Raw genomic sequence first — 16,700 nt, 5'->3', positions numbered from 1 at the left:
ACCCCAAGAAAGGCAAAGCAAAGGTATTGATGCTGAACTGACTGCTCTTGTCAATCAGTTAGTTCAATATTTAGCCCTTTATATTCCCATTCATTCATTTGTAGTTATACGGAGCCAGCACCTAAAATGGCAAAAGTAGTTGGAATTGACTTAGGTACGACTAACTCCTGCGTAGCAGTGATGGAAGGCGGTAAACCGACGGTAATTGCTAATGCAGAAGGTTTTCGGACAACGCCATCAGTGGTTGCATTTGCTAAAAATGGCGATCGCTTGGTTGGTCAAATCGCCAAACGCCAAGCGGTGATGAACCCCGAAAATACCTTTTACTCAGTCAAACGCTTCATCGGACGTCGCTATGACGAAGTCACCAAAGAAACCACCGAAGTTTCTTACAAAGTACTAAGCAGCGGCGGTAACGTCAAGCTTGACTCTCCAGGCGCTGGCAAGCAATTTTCTCCCGAAGAAATTTCTGCACAAGTCCTCCGCAAACTAGTTGAAGACGCTAGCAAATACCTCGGCGAAACAGTCACCCAGGCAGTAATCACCGTTCCTGCATACTTCAACGACTCCCAGCGCCAAGCTACAAAAGACGCTGGTAAAATAGCCGGTATTGAAGTTCTGCGGATTATCAACGAACCAACTGCCGCCTCTCTGGCTTATGGGTTTGACAAGAAGAGTAGCGAAATCATCCTTGTGTTTGACCTTGGTGGTGGGACGTTCGACGTATCAGTTCTAGAAGTGGGTGATGGCGTATTTGAAGTACTAGCCACATCTGGTGATACTCACCTCGGCGGTGACGACTTCGATAAAAAAATAGTTGACTTCTTAGCTGAAAAGTTCAAAAAAGACGAAGGAATTGACCTACGGAAAGATAAACAGGCGTTACAACGTCTGACCGAAGCCGCAGAAAAAGCCAAAATAGAACTTTCTAGCGTTACCCAAGCAGAAATCAATCTGCCATTTATCACCGCTACCCAAGACGGGCCGAAGCACTTAGACACAACCCTAACTCGTGCCACATTTGAAGAACTTTGCTCCGACTTAATCGACCGTTGTCGCATCCCCGTAGAAAATGCGCTTAGAGATGCCAAGTTAAGCAAAACCGATATTGATGAAGTAGTGTTAGTTGGTGGTTCCACCCGCATTCCCGCAGCGCAAGAGGTAGTGAAGCGGGTACTGGGTAAAGATCCCAACCAAACTGTTAACCCTGACGAAGTTGTGGCAGTCGGTGCAGCCATCCAAGCAGGTGTGCTGGCTGGTGATGTTACAGGTATCTTGCTGTTAGATGTCTCACCACTATCCTTGGGTGTAGAAACCCTAGGCGGTGTGATGACCAAAATTATTCCCCGTAACACCACAATTCCCACCAAAAAATCAGAAGTTTTCTCCACCGCCGTGGATGGACAAGCCAACGTAGAAATTCACGTCCTCCAAGGGGAACGCGAATTTGCCAACGATAACAAGAGTTTGGGCACCTTCCGCCTTGATGGCATTCCCCCAGCACCACGCGGCGTCCCCCAAATTGAAGTTACCTTCGACATTGATGCCAACGGTATCCTCAACGTCGCCGCCAAAGACAAAGGCACTGGTAAGGAACAGTCCATCAGTATTACTGGCGCTTCTACCTTGGATAAAAATGACGTTGACCGGATGGTGAGAGAAGCTGAACAAAACGCCAATAATGACAAAGATCGGCGGGAAAAAATTGAACGCAAGAACCAAGCCGACTCCTTGGCATACCAAGCCGAGAAACAGCTGCAAGAATTAGGTGATAAAGTTCCTGCTGCTGACAAAACCAAAGTTGAAGGTTTGGTGAAAGACCTGCGGGAAGCAGTCGCCAAGGAAGACGATGAGCAAATCAAGAAGTTGACACCAGAACTACAACAAGCACTATTCGCCGTTGGTAGCAACATCTATCAACAAGCTGGTGGTGCAGCAGCACCAGGTGAAGCGCCTCAGGACGGCGGTTCCGCTCCCTCTTCTGGCAGTGGTGATGATGTGATTGACGCTGATTTCACAGAGAGCAAATAATTGCCCTAATTGTCTGGGGAAGTTGATCGTGCCCCTGCCTCATTATTACCCATTCAAGCATTCGCTTGAGTGGTTTTTTTTATGAGCACTGATCTGGTTGTAAAAGCCTAGACCTACTGCCTTGATTTCTGGGTAGTACACCCTGAGTATTATTATTACTAGCTATTAGAGAAATAATGCGGGTTTGAATCTGAGGATTTCTAGGACTCAATAAAAAAATAAAAAGCTGAAACCTTTGCCACGCAAGAGTTCTACTCTGGATGAAAAATAGTTTTATTATCCGGTAACCTGAATCAAAAGTAAAATTACGTATATGTACTAGATACAATATGAAAATTGTATAAATAACAAAAGTAAGATCACAGTTTTTTCCTGTATATTAAAACTGCTAGTAAATATGTGAAGATTTATTGAATAATCGGATGTCAAGATTAAAAGTTGGAATTATTGGGTCTGGTCTGGCGGGGTTAAGTTGCGGTTATACCTTGGCAAAAAGTGGCATTGAATTTCAGATTTTTGAAGCCAGCGAGCGAATTGGTGGACGTGTAATGACTTATCATCATCCCACAGGTGAAACTGTGGAGTTAGGAGCTGGTTATTTTCATGACCACTATAGAATAATGTTATCCCTCGTCCAAGAACTGGGGTTACAATCTCAAATTGTTCCCCGAAAGTATTGCCGGGTAGGATTTATCAAGGACGGGAAAGCACTTGCCTTACGAGAAATAGGCATAGATCATCCACTATTTATCTCTATCGCTAATCTCAAACATGCAGCCACTGAGTATTGCCAAAAAATCAACCGCTTGCTAGCTGTATATTCAGAAAATAATAAGAGTTTTGCTGAGACTATCTCTGAAGATCCATACTTACTAGAAGCTCATCAAACTCCCTTTATAGTATCTGAACTTTATCGGAGTTTAGCTCCTGAGATTCAAGAAATTTTTGTCAAACCTTTTCTCAGAAAGCAATTATCATCTGAACCAGAAAATATTAGCCTGATGACTGCTACAGCTGCATTGGGAGCTTCAGCATTTAATCTCCAGAGTTTTCAGGGTGGTATAAGCTTGCTCACAGAAACCTTATACACTAACATCAAAGATCGCGTCGCACTCAATCAACCCATCACGAAGGTGCATCAAGACAAAAAACAATGGGTTTTGTTTAGCAGTAATCAAGAGTATGTTTGCGACGTAGTTGTTTCTGCTATTCCAGGGATAGCTCTGAATAACTTGTTTAATTATCAGAGTTCTATTGCCTATGGATATACTAATGTATTTGTAATTGAAGGAGAAAAACATCTTCATTATCAGGGTTGTGATATTCTATTCTCCCAAGAAGAAAACCATAAAATATTGGGTATGAGTCGTTATGGTGAGCGATTATTTAAAGTTGAATCATTTCATCATCAGCCTGATTTTGCTGAGGTTTTTCAAACCTATAAAATTCTGCAACAACAAAGTTGGCAATATGCTATTCCCCAACTTCCTACAAACAAAATTTATCCTTCAGATGTACTAGCTGAAAACTTTTATTTAGTGGGTGATCACTGGCTTCCTTGCATGGAAATGGCAATCACTACGGGAATAAAGGCAGCAAAAAAAATTATTTCATCCTAGGATTTCACCAGTAGCATGGAAATAAGGAACACTATAATTTAAATGCCATATCCACAAACGCCTTGGATACTACAAGGCTACGCTATTCAAACTCTGCATTTGGTGAATATTGACCAAGTGCGCCCTCTGATTCCCTCAGAGTTAGAAATTATTACTGTATGGCCTGGCAAAACCCTCGGTGATGTGTATCTATCTCATTATGGGTCAGGTTCAGTGCTGGAGTACAGTGAGTTAATTGTTGCCCCTGCTTTCGTTAGCTATCAGGGCAAAATTGGTGCTTGGATTTCCCATATTTACGTAGATAATGCTGATTCGGTGGCTGGTGGGCAAGAAATTTGGGGGCTACCGAAGGAACTAGCTGAGTTTACTTGGGAACAAGGAGAGCGTGTCACTGTCCGTCAGGGAAGACAGAAGCTGTGTAGTCTTAACTATCATCGGCAAAACCTAGCATGGCGACAGCGGTTAGCTATATCTAGTTTCAGTGCAATGGGTGCTGATTTGCTGATATTCTCTTCAGAATTTGAGTCCCTGTTAGGTTTGATTAATTCTCAGTTAGAAGTTCCCGCTGAAAGTGCTTTTTCTGGTATTGGTTTAGGTCAGCCTTTTTTAAGCTTTCGTTCTGAACAGATGAGTTTGCGGGTTGATGCGCCAAAAGTTGTGGGACAGAGGGAAGTAGAAGTTAGGTAAAATGGCTGGGCTTGATTAGGCGTGTATTAATTCCCAATCCAAAATCGGAAATTTAAAATTAGTATGACTCTGAACGCGCAAACTGCGATTGAAGGTATTTATGAGGTGTGTATTGGCATCCCAGAGCCAATTTCTGCTATTCAATATTGGGAGCAATTTGGCTATCGTATTGGTCAAGTGGGTGAATTAACCGCAGCCGCAGCCTATCAACTATATGGGGTGAATTCGCCTTTACACGCGATCCGCCTTTACCACCAAGGTGCAGATCATGGTTTAATTCGGCTGATGATTTGGCAAAATGCCACAAATTCAGGGTTAGCAATGGGTTCGATGAAAGTTAAAGGCAATCGCTGGGCAACTACCTTAACTGCTGATCTCTTGGGTGTTTTAAATCACGTAGAGGATGCAAAAACGGCTGGTTGGGAGATCAAATACACTAACTCTTACTGGGAAGTTATTTACGATAAAGAAAAGAAAAACCGTCCTTTTATCGATCCGGCAGTTGGGGTGCGGGAAATGCTACTATTGCAACCCTTGACTCGACAGGTGCTATTTCAACGCTTTGGCTATGTGTTGCCGAAGTACGGACAAATCAATTACAATTCGGCTTTCAAAACTAGCCAGTTTACCCATATGGGGATGATTGTTCAGGATGACAGCAAAGAAACCCTGAAGTTTTACGAGGAAGTTTTGGGTTTGTTGCGGGTGCGTGATGAGGTGGAGACTACTTACGAAGCTTCTGCTGCGGGTAGAGATTTTTTTGACCTCAACCCTGGAGAAAAGTATATTGTCACGGCTTTTGATGATCCTCGTTCCTCCACATCGGACTTTATGGCGGCGCGCAGTGGCAGACTGTACATTATTCGTTTTCCAGAAGATATCAATTTAGAGTCGCGCTTTGAAGCTTCCCAACCAGGCAGTTTGGGAATGTGCCTCTACACTTACCGTGTGCGGGGAATACTTAGTTATTTTGAGCGGGTTCGGGCAAGTAAGGCGACAAATATTACTAATATTTTAATTAATGAATTTGGAGAGATGAGTTTTTCCTTTGTTTCACCGGATGGCTATTTCTGGACTTTGGTAGAAAGTAATTAACTACGTAAATCTTATGGCAAGGGAAAAACATATTTTCACTATTACTTATTGACAAAAAGTAATGTATCTATCAGGTAGCCGATTGTAGTGAGTGCGGCAATCATCACAATGAAAAATGGCGATGGGAAAGGAGGCCCGCTGTAGCCCATCGCAGATTTGAAAAAGCATAGTTCAACTAATTAACAAGGAGACACAGCATGGCAGCCGAAATCCAAGAAGTTGATGCCCAGCAATGGGTCAAAACTCGTTCTTCCCTTGATTCCACCGAATCCAGTTTTTTGATTTGGAGTGGTAAGATTTATAGCTTTATCCCTGGCGAGAAGCGGCAACTACTGTTTAAAATCGTGGGGATGAGTGTGAGTCGGTGTATTGCCACCGCTGAGGGTAGCTGGGATTTTACTTCTAGGGAACTGACTTACTATCTAAACCCACAGACAGATGAAGTTTTGCGGAAGTGGGAAAACCCCTGGACAGGGGAGACAGTTACAGTGATGCACGTTGCCAATAATCCTGTGCAAGGGCATTTTAAAGGCAAATTCCCCGCCCAAGTTGATGGTGAGAATACCACTTTTGTATTTGATATCTTTCCCACTTATCCTAATCCTCTAGCAGAAGATGAGAAGTTTGCCGAATATTGCCCATCACCGATTTATCAAGCGGCGGAATTGTTTAAAATCACTGTACCCACAGCTGATTTAGTTAACCCTGATATTCCCTCTGTGACGCAACTGAGGCTGAGTTGGGATCGGATTGGTCAGTGGCTGCCTTGGATGAAAATGAGCGATGCTGCCGGCACGCTACGCTCCGCAGTCGGCGATCGCCCCGGTTATCTTATTTATAGTGCTTCTGGGAGCAAAGTTGGTGGTTTGGCAGAGTTACCCCCACTGCTGCAAGCAGAAATTAACACCCGCCTACCTTTATATAAGCAAGCCCCGAAAGTCTTTCTCGATGGGGAAGATATGACTTCTTGGCTGTACTTCCAAAAGCATTTTCCCGCTTACTTAGCTGGGGATATCTTCCCGCTGCCAGCACCGGAGGAAAGTTAAGATCTGATTAATCAGAATACTTTCAATGGTATAAATTGCCATGTTAGCGTGTTCTTCCTCTCCAGTATTGCTAAGATGAATTTCAAACCAAGTCGTTGTTGCTAACTGTTTTGAAAACATAGAATGAGAACTTCGTTCGCTCAGATAAATTTGATCAGCACCCTCTACTTCGATACCAAGAGAATACCGTGACATCTCCTATGCACCCAGCCCTCATCAAAGAGCGGTTGAGATTAGTTAGGGTGCGTTTCGTTTTTGTCCCGCAATTCATCTCACCGCTTCTCTATCGAGTAAGCGGGAGGCCTGCGCCAGTTCTTGTCTTTGTGTGCATGAAGCGCACATGGTAAAACTGTGCAGCAAAAATTACGTCAAAGCTTCCGCATATTATTACTAACAGGGTCAAAACCTCTAGAAAAGCGTGTGCTGTTATCATAATAAGCGCCGCTTAAATTCGCTCCATACAACTTGGTATAGTGAAGCTTGGCTCCCCGGAGATTCGCTTCATTTAGGTTGACACCGCACAAATTAGCCCTCGTCAAATTTGCCTTCGCTAAATTGGCTCTACTCAAATCTGCTCCCCAGAGTTTAGCCTTAGCTAGGTTCGCTTCAGTCAAATTAGCTCCCCATAAATTGATACCTGGGAGATAAATACCAACCAGCTTCGCTCTAATTAAATTAGCAGATGGAAAATATCTCTCCCCTGCACTATAACGCCGTTTTAGTTCCTCAGCATCCATGCATTTTTCACCTGCTTCTGCCCATATATCCAGAATACTTTGCAGTTTGCCAAAAGGCTCGCGCATTCACTAACAAAAAAATCGCCCCCAAGAAAAAATCAAGCTATTAACTCCCTGTTCTCTTTTACAACCCTTGGGAAAAACCTGGACTTTCATTGGTAAGCCAACGCTTGTTGGCGGCTTTTAGAATCTCATTTTCACCCAAGATATGGGGTGAAGCCGCGCTGCACGCCGAGTCTATGCATCTAACGACTAGATTTTGGATCAGGCTGACCAATGAAAGGATAACTTTAATGAAACCCTTACCGACAGCGTTTGAAGATAACCTTAGCGTTGTGCGGATTTTTTCTACTTCCTTATCTAAACGTAAGCGAGCAGTATTTAGGGGATTTACCGTGAAAATGACGTTGCTTTTGACAGAATTGCTACTCACCATTTAGCTCTAAATCATCGGTTAATTCATTATTGCCTCGCTCTGGTTAATTAGGCAAACTCAATTTATGTATCGAAAATGTCAAAAACTGCAAATCTGAGCAGGGATAAATTTTTAAGCTTTGTCTAGCAATTTGTAAATTTATTTATTCACCGCTTTTCCTGATGGCAAAATGGCATAAAAACAGAGGGGATGAACCGTAAAATATACAACCCATTTCCTCTATATTCCCCATAACTTAGCAATATTCTGAATTTTCCAGACTTAGGGATGAGTAAAGATAAAAATTCAAAATCATTGCCAACTTGGCAACCAAGACATAATTAACTAAGTTATATTTATAGAAGTTAAACAAGTTCAAGGGTGTTGTAATCAGGGTCTATTACATGACAAAATCACTCTTGTAAACACTGTCTACTAATTTGTTATCAGGGACAGAGCAAGCATATCTACCACTAATTTGCTGATTACTTTTCAGCAACTAAATATTAATAATTAGGTTTATCATTTGCTGCAACAGGAATAGTAAGTACGTAGGTTGTCGTTGACGTACGCATTAGCCCTTTAAATAACAGGCAGCGTCTGTACATGTTCCTGACGCTTCAGCAGCAAATGGTAGAGTGGGAGATCAATGGCGCTTGGTATGCCTACTCCCACTCTCTTTTTATGGGATGGTCATTCATTGCAAGGATTTTGGATCTTGGATTTTAAATTTATTTCCGATCTAAAATTCGGTCATTGATTTAACAGAAATTTGTATCCTGCAAAAATTTCAGAATTGCTGCATTCACCACTTTAAAAGAACCAGTTGAAGCATCATGATAGCAGTTAGGCAGAATTTGTAATATCGAATTGGGGAGATGTTGATGCAACTTCTCACCATGACTAGCAGGAAACCAACTATCTTGATCACCCCACAAAATTAGTGTGGGACACTCAATAGCACTCAGATTACTTTGAATTTTACTGAGCATATTTGGCTTGTTAGCTTGCAAATTTTCAATTTCCTGGACTGCTATTTGTAATTCTTCAGCCACTTTCACCAGAGTCCCAGGAAGTTCAATAAATGGGTAAGTTATCCAGTAGACATCTTCCTGTGTCAGCATTGATGGTTCAAATAGCACCTTGCGTCTTTCTATCGCCGCAATTTCTCGCACTAGCGGTGCAAACAAATATGCTAGACGTAATACGTCTACTGTGTGAACTAATTCTAGTGGCGCTTGGGCAAGTAACCCCATTGCCCAATGTGGTAAACTTTTAGTAAAAATAGGTGCATTGATTACTACTAACCGCCCGATTAATTGGGGATTGTGTTCAGCAAGTGCTAAGGCAACTAATGCCCCCAAAGATTCTGCCACAATTACAGCAGGTTGATCACATAATGCCTGAATTATTCGCTCTAGTTCAATAACTTGATGACCGCTCTGTTCTCGACGAGATAGGGGTTTTTCAGAAAACCCGTAGCCTTTGGCATCAAAACAAATTACCCGGAAAAATTTTGATAATGGCTCAATACTGTTACGCCAATTATAGCTCCAACTGCCTAATCCATGTAATAAAATTAGCGGCTTACCTGTACCCTTTTCGCCATAAGCAATTTGTACAGGATATCCCTGAGCATCAGTAATAGTTAGACTTTGCCGCCCTTGGGGAAAATTAACTTGCCACCAATCTTTCATTCCTGTTTTAATAACCAATTTAAGCGCCAGTTAAGGCTTTCCACAGCATACTAATTAGTATCACACTTAAGGCTACTAAGACAATGGCAAGCAGCAACAATCCAAGCAACACGCCAAGGATAAACCACCTATCTGCCTTTTTCTTCTGGGTGGGAAACTTTAAGGATTCTTCCAATAGCTTGATGTTATAAGTGTTTGCTCTCCAGGCAACATCGAAAAAATCCCCCAGTACAGGAATTAACCCGACTAAGCCGTCGATGACCACATTTAAAAGCATTCTGCCCAAAGTGGCTCTAGACACACCCAGCCGTGCCGATTCGACGATGATGTACCCGGAAAGTATCACTCCTAAAACATCACCACCAATAGGTATCAAGCCGATAATCGGATCTAAACCAATACCAACCTTTGTTCCAGGAATGGTAATCACATTTTCCAGCAGTCCACTGAGTTGACGTAGACGCTTTAAGGTTGGTGCATAGGCATCAGGTGGGACGGCGAGAAACCGATCAGGAGATTCAGGCATTGTGGCGATCGCATCTTTCTAATTGAATCGTTACATATTTTAGCTAGATCAAGGTTCCCAAACCTAATTAAATCCTGATTATTTAACTTCGAGTACAGACTTGCCTAAAGACTGACAGACAACATCATTTTGTGGTGTGTGGATACGACTGCACAAAACGTCCCGGTAATGTCGCTCTAAAGGATTCTTTCTTAACAACCCAGGATTGCCAGTGAGTTCTAAGCCCATCTCCACAGCACGAATAGAGTTAGTTGTGGTGAGGTATTTAACAGCTTGTACTTGTAATCCTAGATTAGGTTGATATTCGCCCTTGTCAATCTCTTGAGCCAAGCTGTAAATTAGTGTCTTGTTAGCAAACAGCAAGGCTTCTATCTCACCCACAGCAACTTGGAAGCGTGGCAGGTTGGCTAATGGTTCCCCTAAATTAGAAGGTGTGCGCTCCTGGAGGTAGTTAGTCAGCCAATTTCTAGCACTGCTGGCAACTCCCAGATACAAAGCACTTATTGTCAAACTATTCCAAGCAGCAACCAAGGGATCAACAGTTGGGGAAACTGAGATCGGGTGGATATCAAGGGCGTACTCTTGGGGAATTAATACATTTTCCAAAATTAGATCGTGGCTGCCTGTTGCTCGCATTCCTAAATGATCCCAGGTTTCGACAATTCGTAAGCCAGGAACATCGCGGGGGACAAGAAAATTACCAACTTGCGGTTGATCTTCAGTGGTTCTAGCCCAGACGATAAAGTAACCCAGGATGGGACTACCTGTGGTGTATTGTTTGTGACCTGTTAACCGCCAGCCATCCGTTGTGGGTTCAGCAATTGTCGCTGGTAATCCACCTCTAGCTGGTGTACCTAATTCAGGCTCAACACGGGCAGCATTCAGCAGGGCAACGCCTTCAATTGATTCACGACACAGCCGCTGGTAAAGTTCTGGAGGCCAACGACGATGGCGGGCAGCTTGGGCGTGTTGCAGATAATGCATTGTCAGTACTAGGGCGGTTGAAGCATCACCACCGGCTATCCCCTCGATTACCCGGCAGATGCTAGCTAAACCCAAATTCTGTCCACCCAATTCACAGGGAATGGTGAGGCTGAGTAGTCCCGCTTTGTGCAACTTTGTAAAATTCTCGAAGGGAAAGGAAGCTTCTTTGTCGTGTGCTGCTGCACGGGTGCCAAAGTCTTGGGCGAGGGCCTTAACCTGATCGAAAAGATTAGGGTGAGTTTTCAAGTGTCTATATTACAAGGATTTTCGGGATAGTTCATCCCATTATCCAACAACTTCGGGGAAAGAGCCGCTCAAGAAAAGCTGCCAATCGATTGATGCTGACCGATGTTTGCATACAATTGTGCTAGTGAAAGATTTTGCAGACTACCTAATGCTATTTAATCTTTTTAGCAGATCTAAATCTCCGATCGCATCTATCGAGGTTGCTCCTAGTTGGCTTGTAGCATGGGGAAAGTTAGATTTTCTCTGCGAGGATATAATTTGGCGAGATGACCAGTTTGCGGTGATTTCTGCGCTTTCTCCAGAGCAATTTGCACTTAGTCCTACAGGACGATTTGTGGTAGTTGGGGATGTATGGCTAAGTAACCAGGTGGAGTTGCGGCAAAAATTGGGAGTTGATATTGGCGGTTTTCAGGGAAGCGATGGTTGCCAATTGATTGCGCTACTGTGGGAAAAATGGGGTTCTGAATGCCTGAAGATGTTGGTGGGGATGTTTGGGTTGGTGGTTTACGATCGCCATCAACAGGTTTTATGGCTAGGGCGCGATCGCATCGGTAGCCGAACTCTCTACTACACTACCACTGGTTTAACTCGCTGGATTGCCCCGAAAATGCGATCGCTTACACCCCATAGATCAGATGATTTAGATGTGGTAGCACTGCGAGATTATCTCTGTTGTGCCTTTGTTCCCGGAGAGAGAACACTGTGGCAGAATCTGCGGGAAATGCGCCCAGGAACCGTGATGCAGATGCCTTCTGAGCAAGTTTATAGTTACTGGCAGCTACAAGAGGAGATTACAGCAGCGAATCAAAATTTAGAATGGTATAGCGATCGCTTGCGTTCCCTACTTAATCAAGTTGTACAAGAATATTTACCCAAAAATCAAGCAGTGGGAGTTTTCTTATCTGGTGGCTTAGACTCTAGCAGCATCACAGCTTTAGCCGCAAACTTCCATAATGCACCAGTTCACACCTATTCAATTCATTTTGGTGACGAAACTCCCAATGAATTAGAATTTTCTAGCTTAGTTGCCCAACATTGCCAAACTCAACACCACATTTTAGAAATCACCTTTCGCGATATGTGGGAACGTCTACCTGAAACAATGGCGTATTTAGATGATCCTATCGGCGATCCTTTGACAGTACCAAATCTGCTGCTGGGAAGAATGGCACGGGAGAATGTGCAGGTTGTACTCAATGGTGAGGGTGGTGATCCTTGCTTTGGTGGCCCCAAAAATCAGCCGATGTTAATTAATAGTTTATATGGTTCCATCACTAATCAAAATTCGCTGCAAGCATATCTAATTTCTTTTCAGAAATGTGCATTAGATTTACCGCAACTTTTAAAACCAGAAGTTTGGGCATCTTTACAAACAGAACCATCTGTATTTTCTGCTGATTTAGATTCTGATGCCAGTTATTTGAATCGGTTAATGGCATTGAATATCAAATTTAAAGGAGCAGACCAGATTCTCACCAAGGTAAGTAACTTAACTCAAGCAGCAAACTTACAGGGTTTATCACCACTTTTTGACCAACGAGTTGTTGAGTTGAGTATGCAAATTCCCCCAGAATACAAACTTTCGGGAGTAGAAGAAAAAGCCGTATTAAAAAAAGCTGTTGCTGATATTTTACCCGATAGCATTATTCATCGTCCCAAAAGTGGAATGATGGTTCCTGTCCAATTGGGATTTCGTAAATATTGGCAGCGAGAAGCAAGGAAATTATTGCTAAATAAAAAAAGTGCTATTTCCCCATATATCAACCAGTCACTATTGCGTAACTGGCTAAATTTTGAAGGGGATATTTGGGGACGTTATGGCGTTAAACTTTGGCTATTGGTAAGTTTAGAAATTTGGTTACAGGTGAACCGAAAATAGAATAATTTCCGGTAAATTAGTTTATATTCCCAAAGAAATTGGGTGGAAGTTTTTTATAGGGAAGCCAAAGGGTGATTACAATACGGTTAGGGTAAGATCCCCCCGCCAGCGGCGACCCCCTTAAAAAGGGGGTAAAAGAGAGTCAAAAGTCCCTTAAAAAGGGGGTAAAAGCAAGCCAAAAGCCCTCCTTTTTAAGGGCTAAAAAACAGTCTAAAGCCCCCCTTTTTTAAGGGGGGTTGGGGGGATCTTCCACAGATTCAAACGTTAACCAAACCGTATTGAAAGTGGGCAAACAAATCTTTAAACACATTTACTGAAGCTAATAAAGCCTTTAGAACAGCGATATCTTTTCGATTTTTCGTTCGCGTAGCGTGTGCTTTGCACATATGGTTAACCATGAATTGTGACGTGTTTGCCGCGAATACCGCTAGTTTGGGCTTCATTTGGGCTTAATTTCTGTCTAAGTCCCATTAGAGGATGTTTGTAAAGTATCAAGTCGTATCGAGATCCCCCCTAGCCCCCCTTCCGGGGGGGAATTGGAGTCAAAGTCCCCCTTGGAAAGGGGGATTTAGGGGGATCTACGGGTGCTTGATACATCACTAAAAAGTTTTCAGACATCCTCTTAGGAGAGGGATAAATAATTAACAAAAAGCTGAAAAATTTACCTAATAATCTTCGGTTAATCTTTCAGCCTTTTAATTAAAAGAGTTACTAATCTAGTAAACTAGCTACTACTGGTCGTAAAAGTTCGTGTAAAAAATCTTTTTCAGGCTTTTCTAAACTTTCAGACAGTTGTTTTAATCGTTGGAGTTTTTCTGGTGGTTCTTCATCCATTAATTTTTGACTAACTTCAAATGACAAAGAATCTAACTGTAGCTGAGTTTCTTCATCCTCGGTATCTCGAGAGGAAGCACTGATAACTGCATTTAGATAGTCGTTGAACAGACCACTTTGTTGTCCACCAAGCCAATCCCCTAAAAGATTATAAATTCGTCCCTTTTCTTCTTCAGTTAGCGATACTTTCTCAGTGTAAGGATCGGGAAGTAAATGAGCAATAAGGGGTTTTAAAAGTTCTCGTAGAAAAACTTTTTCCTGCCTTTTTAAGATCAGAGAGCGTCGTTTTAATTGCTCTAATTTTCTCAAATCTTCTGCCTCGATTAATTCCCAGCTAACCTGTTGTGAATCCAGATCTATTTTTTCCTTGACTTCCTCTGCAAATTGAGGGCTTTCAGAGGCTTCACAAACAAGTTTTATATACTCGTACAACGTACTATGGTTACCATATTCTCTCTCCGCCCACTCCTCTAAAAGAGCATAAAATTGGATCTTTTCTTGTTCGTTTAAGGGAACATTCTGCTCTTGGTTTAAAGAAACATTCTCTAGTTGATTTAATGAGACATTAACTTCTAGGGTTAAGGAAACATTCTCATTATCAGGTAGAAGTAAATTAACCACAGGAATCTTTAGCAGGTTCCGTGCAAAAATTTGTTCTTGAGTGTTTAATTCCCCATAGAGTTGTCTTAATCGTTCGAGTTTTACGAGGTTATTACTTAATTGTGAACTAAAACCTTGTACATACTGATCTATTATCGTCTTATATTGCCTGACAAGTTTAGAATCTTGAGAGGTGTAAAAAACAAGCTCTATATATCCAGGCATAAAATCATAGTCAGCATACTCACTTTGAGTCCAACCTAATAAAAGATTATAAACTTGTATCTTTTGCTCTTGATTTAAGGAAACACTCTCATTATCAAGTTTTATAACTTCTAAAAGTAAATTAGACACTGGAGTCCTTAAAATTTGCCGGACAAAAATCTGTTCTGGTGTGTTTAAAGCCAGATAGATTTGTTTTAAGTCATCGAGTTGTCCAGGAAGCTCTTTTAATTTTTCAGTGATCTCATGCGACTCTATCTTTATTCTTTCTTTCTGTTCGTCTGCAAATTGAGGATTTACATCAGCTTGAACAACAAGGCACACATAATCATCTATGGTAGCATAACCAGAATAGCCTCCTTTAGTCCACTCCTCTAAAAGCGCATAAATTCGTGTCTTTTCCTCTTGATTTAAAGGAGACTCATCACTAGAAGGTTCAGCAAGTAAATTAGTGAGGGGATTTCTTAAAATTTCCTTAACAAAAAGTTTTTGCCGAGTTTTGAAATTCTGATACAGTTCTATTAATTTCTCGAGGTTTTCTGGTTTATCGTTTAATCTACGATTAACCTCTTGTGCATATACATCTAGGTATAGCTGATATTGATCAGTCAAATACTGAGGTTTTTGATAGCAATCAAAGATCAGAGAGATATATCTTGCTATAAAATTGCCTTGAGGATTATTATCCTCACTATACAATAAAGCCCAATCTAGTAAACGGTATTGAACTACTTGCCTTTCTTTTGGGTTTAAAGGTACATCATCCGGTATATTCTCCTCTTGATTTAAGACGAGTATTTCATCGATTAGATCTTCTTGTTTGTTTATTAGATTTTCTTGTTGGTTTAAAAGAAGCTGATCTACTAAATTCACCTCGGGATTTAAGGTTAAAATTGCATTCTCGTCATAAACTTTGGGCAGTAAATTAGCTACTGGGCGTTTTAAAATATAACGTAACCAAAATTTCCCATAGACTTTTAAAGTCTGATCAAAATCAATGAATTCGTTCAGTTTCCTTTGTCCAGGTTCATTGAGAAATTGCTGACAAGTAAGTTCTGCATAATACATTGTCTCTTCTATCCATTGCTTGTCATATCTATTATTAAGCTTAGGATTAGTAATACGATAATGATATCGTTGTATATCAGAGAATATACCTTCCGACCAACTCCAATTTCTAACAAATTCCTCAATTAATCTTGGCGAATCAGAGTATGGATCAGATTGATAGGCATACGCAATATTTGGTAAATTCTCCGGTGGAGAAAACGATACTAAAAACTCCAGTGGCAATAGTCAATGAATTAGAGACAAGTTTTCCCATTGCATTGAGGGCCGTTTTCTTTAAGCCGTCAGCGCCTTTAGCCGCAAGTAAGAGTTTATTCCCCATCTTTTCACTGAGAGATATAAATTTATTTCCGGCTAGATCGCTCATGACTTGAGTAATTGAAAAAGCTCCTTGTCCTAGAGTAAGACCAGATTGAAAAAGTCCATAATATGCCTGTATTTGTAAAGTTGTTGGTAAAGAAGAAATTTCTTCATCGCTATTAGCGTATTCAATAAATGCTGAAATAGCTGTTCCCCAACTGGCAGAATCAATTACGTCTAAAGCTTCCATTTGTAATGATGGTACTAAAGCTCTAGTTGATTGAGTTGGTTTTTCATCCTGGGTGATGAGTCTAGCCTTATTTAAAGCAGTATTGAAAGTCTCTTTAAAGGCGTAAAAAGTAGGATCATTAGTCTCAATTTTTCTAGCCTCTTGTGACCCTTTTACAACAAATTGAAGTTCATATTTATCGCCAATTTTTTTTGTATTCTCAAGAATGAGATAGGACGTTTTTAAATCAATATTTTTATCGAGTGCAAGTGTTTTAACAGCTTGTTTAAATTTTTGATAATCCAGGGTAAGAATTATAAAATCTTGATTAACTGTATTAATTGTCTTAATTGTAGTGGCTCTTTCGGCGTTTAATTTTTCGGTTAAATCAAATTGTGTTTGGTTCGATGAATTTGGCAATGACATATTTTTTTTTACTCAGAGTTAATTGCTATTTTTTAACATATCATGCTTTTGGGGTAAGT

The 16,700-nt window shown here is 41.3% G+C and carries 14 protein-coding genes; 6 read left to right on the top strand and 8 right to left on the bottom strand.

Annotation, left to right across the window (positions count from 1 at the left end; all coding sequences use genetic code 11):
- Nucleotides 1-126 precede the first annotated feature (126 nt).
- From dnaK to CYLST_RS04775, 5 genes are all read left to right on the top strand, one after another.
- Nucleotides 127-2,031 carry a molecular chaperone DnaK gene (gene dnaK / locus CYLST_RS04795; RefSeq protein ID WP_015206579.1) on the top strand — a complete coding sequence of 635 codons (1,905 nt, stop codon included), beginning with the start codon at nt 127-129 and terminating at the stop codon, nt 2,029-2,031.
- A 422-nt stretch (nt 2,032-2,453) separates the two neighbouring features.
- Complete coding sequence (locus CYLST_RS04790) at nt 2,454-3,650, top strand: flavin monoamine oxidase family protein (protein ID WP_015206578.1); 1,197 nt, start codon at nt 2,454-2,456, stop codon at nt 3,648-3,650.
- A gap of 42 nt (nt 3,651-3,692) precedes the next feature.
- Nucleotides 3,693-4,337, top strand: a complete 645-nt coding sequence (locus tag CYLST_RS04785) for an acetoacetate decarboxylase family protein (RefSeq protein WP_015206577.1) — start codon at nt 3,693-3,695, stop codon at nt 4,335-4,337.
- 63 nt (nt 4,338-4,400) lie between these two features.
- Nucleotides 4,401-5,432, top strand: coding sequence for a VOC family protein (locus CYLST_RS04780; protein ID WP_015206576.1), 1,032 nt, complete (start codon nt 4,401-4,403; stop codon nt 5,430-5,432).
- A gap of 197 nt (nt 5,433-5,629) precedes the next feature.
- Complete coding sequence (locus tag CYLST_RS04775) at nt 5,630-6,478, top strand: DUF1838 domain-containing protein (protein WP_015206575.1); 849 nt, start codon at nt 5,630-5,632, stop codon at nt 6,476-6,478.
- Here the strand turns inward: CYLST_RS04775 and CYLST_RS34155 are convergent.
- The 6 genes from CYLST_RS34155 to CYLST_RS04750 all read right to left on the bottom strand — a co-directional run bounded on the left by CYLST_RS34155 (nt 6,434) and on the right by CYLST_RS04750 (nt 11,083).
- The gene (locus CYLST_RS34155; RefSeq protein WP_015206574.1) at nt 6,434-6,673 is read right to left on the bottom strand and encodes a hypothetical protein; all 240 of its coding nucleotides are present in this window, start codon (nt 6,671-6,673) and stop codon (nt 6,434-6,436) included. The genes CYLST_RS04775 and CYLST_RS34155 overlap by 45 nt on opposite strands.
- Nucleotides 6,674-6,846: 173 nt before the next feature.
- Nucleotides 6,847-7,215 carry a pentapeptide repeat-containing protein gene (locus CYLST_RS04770; RefSeq protein WP_041233433.1) on the bottom strand — a complete coding sequence of 123 codons (369 nt, stop codon included), beginning with the start codon at nt 7,213-7,215 and terminating at the stop codon, nt 6,847-6,849.
- 124 nt (nt 7,216-7,339) lie between these two features.
- Nucleotides 7,340-7,651: a hypothetical protein gene (locus CYLST_RS04765; protein ID WP_015206572.1), complete on the bottom strand. Its 312-nt coding sequence runs from the start codon at nt 7,649-7,651 to the stop codon at nt 7,340-7,342.
- A 740-nt stretch (nt 7,652-8,391) separates the two neighbouring features.
- Entirely contained in the window at nt 8,392-9,327 is a 936-nt protein-coding gene (locus tag CYLST_RS04760; protein WP_015206571.1) for an alpha/beta fold hydrolase, read from the bottom strand.
- A 19-nt stretch (nt 9,328-9,346) separates the two neighbouring features.
- The gene (locus CYLST_RS04755) at nt 9,347-9,853 is read right to left on the bottom strand and encodes a DUF4112 domain-containing protein (protein ID WP_015206570.1); all 507 of its coding nucleotides are present in this window, start codon (nt 9,851-9,853) and stop codon (nt 9,347-9,349) included.
- Nucleotides 9,854-9,931: 78 nt separating this feature from the next.
- On the bottom strand, nt 9,932-11,083 hold the full coding sequence (locus tag CYLST_RS04750) for an acyl-CoA dehydrogenase family protein (RefSeq protein ID WP_015206569.1): 1,152 nt from the start codon (nt 11,081-11,083) through the stop codon (nt 9,932-9,934).
- 148 nt (nt 11,084-11,231) lie between these two features.
- Between CYLST_RS04750 and CYLST_RS04745 the strand changes: the two genes are divergently transcribed.
- Complete coding sequence (locus CYLST_RS04745; RefSeq protein ID WP_015206568.1) at nt 11,232-12,962, top strand: asparagine synthetase B family protein; 1,731 nt, start codon at nt 11,232-11,234, stop codon at nt 12,960-12,962.
- A 711-nt stretch (nt 12,963-13,673) separates the two neighbouring features.
- On the opposite strand, the gene CYLST_RS04735 is transcribed toward CYLST_RS04745, so the two are convergent.
- On the bottom strand, nt 13,674-15,911 hold the full coding sequence (locus CYLST_RS04735; protein ID WP_157162527.1) for a hypothetical protein: 2,238 nt from the start codon (nt 15,909-15,911) through the stop codon (nt 13,674-13,676).
- A complete protein-coding gene (locus tag CYLST_RS04730) occupies nt 15,838-16,641 on the bottom strand; it encodes a TcdA/TcdB pore-forming domain-containing protein (RefSeq protein WP_041232954.1) in 804 nt (267 codons plus the stop codon). Before CYLST_RS04730 ends, CYLST_RS04735 begins: the two co-directional genes overlap by 74 nt.
- Nucleotides 16,642-16,700 lie beyond the last annotated feature (59 nt).

The sequence above is a fragment of the Cylindrospermum stagnale PCC 7417 genome, assembly GCF_000317535.1.
Classification (GTDB): Bacteria; Cyanobacteriota; Cyanobacteriia; order Cyanobacteriales; family Nostocaceae; genus Cylindrospermum; species Cylindrospermum stagnale.
This window is presented reverse-complemented; position numbering and strand designations above follow the sequence as displayed.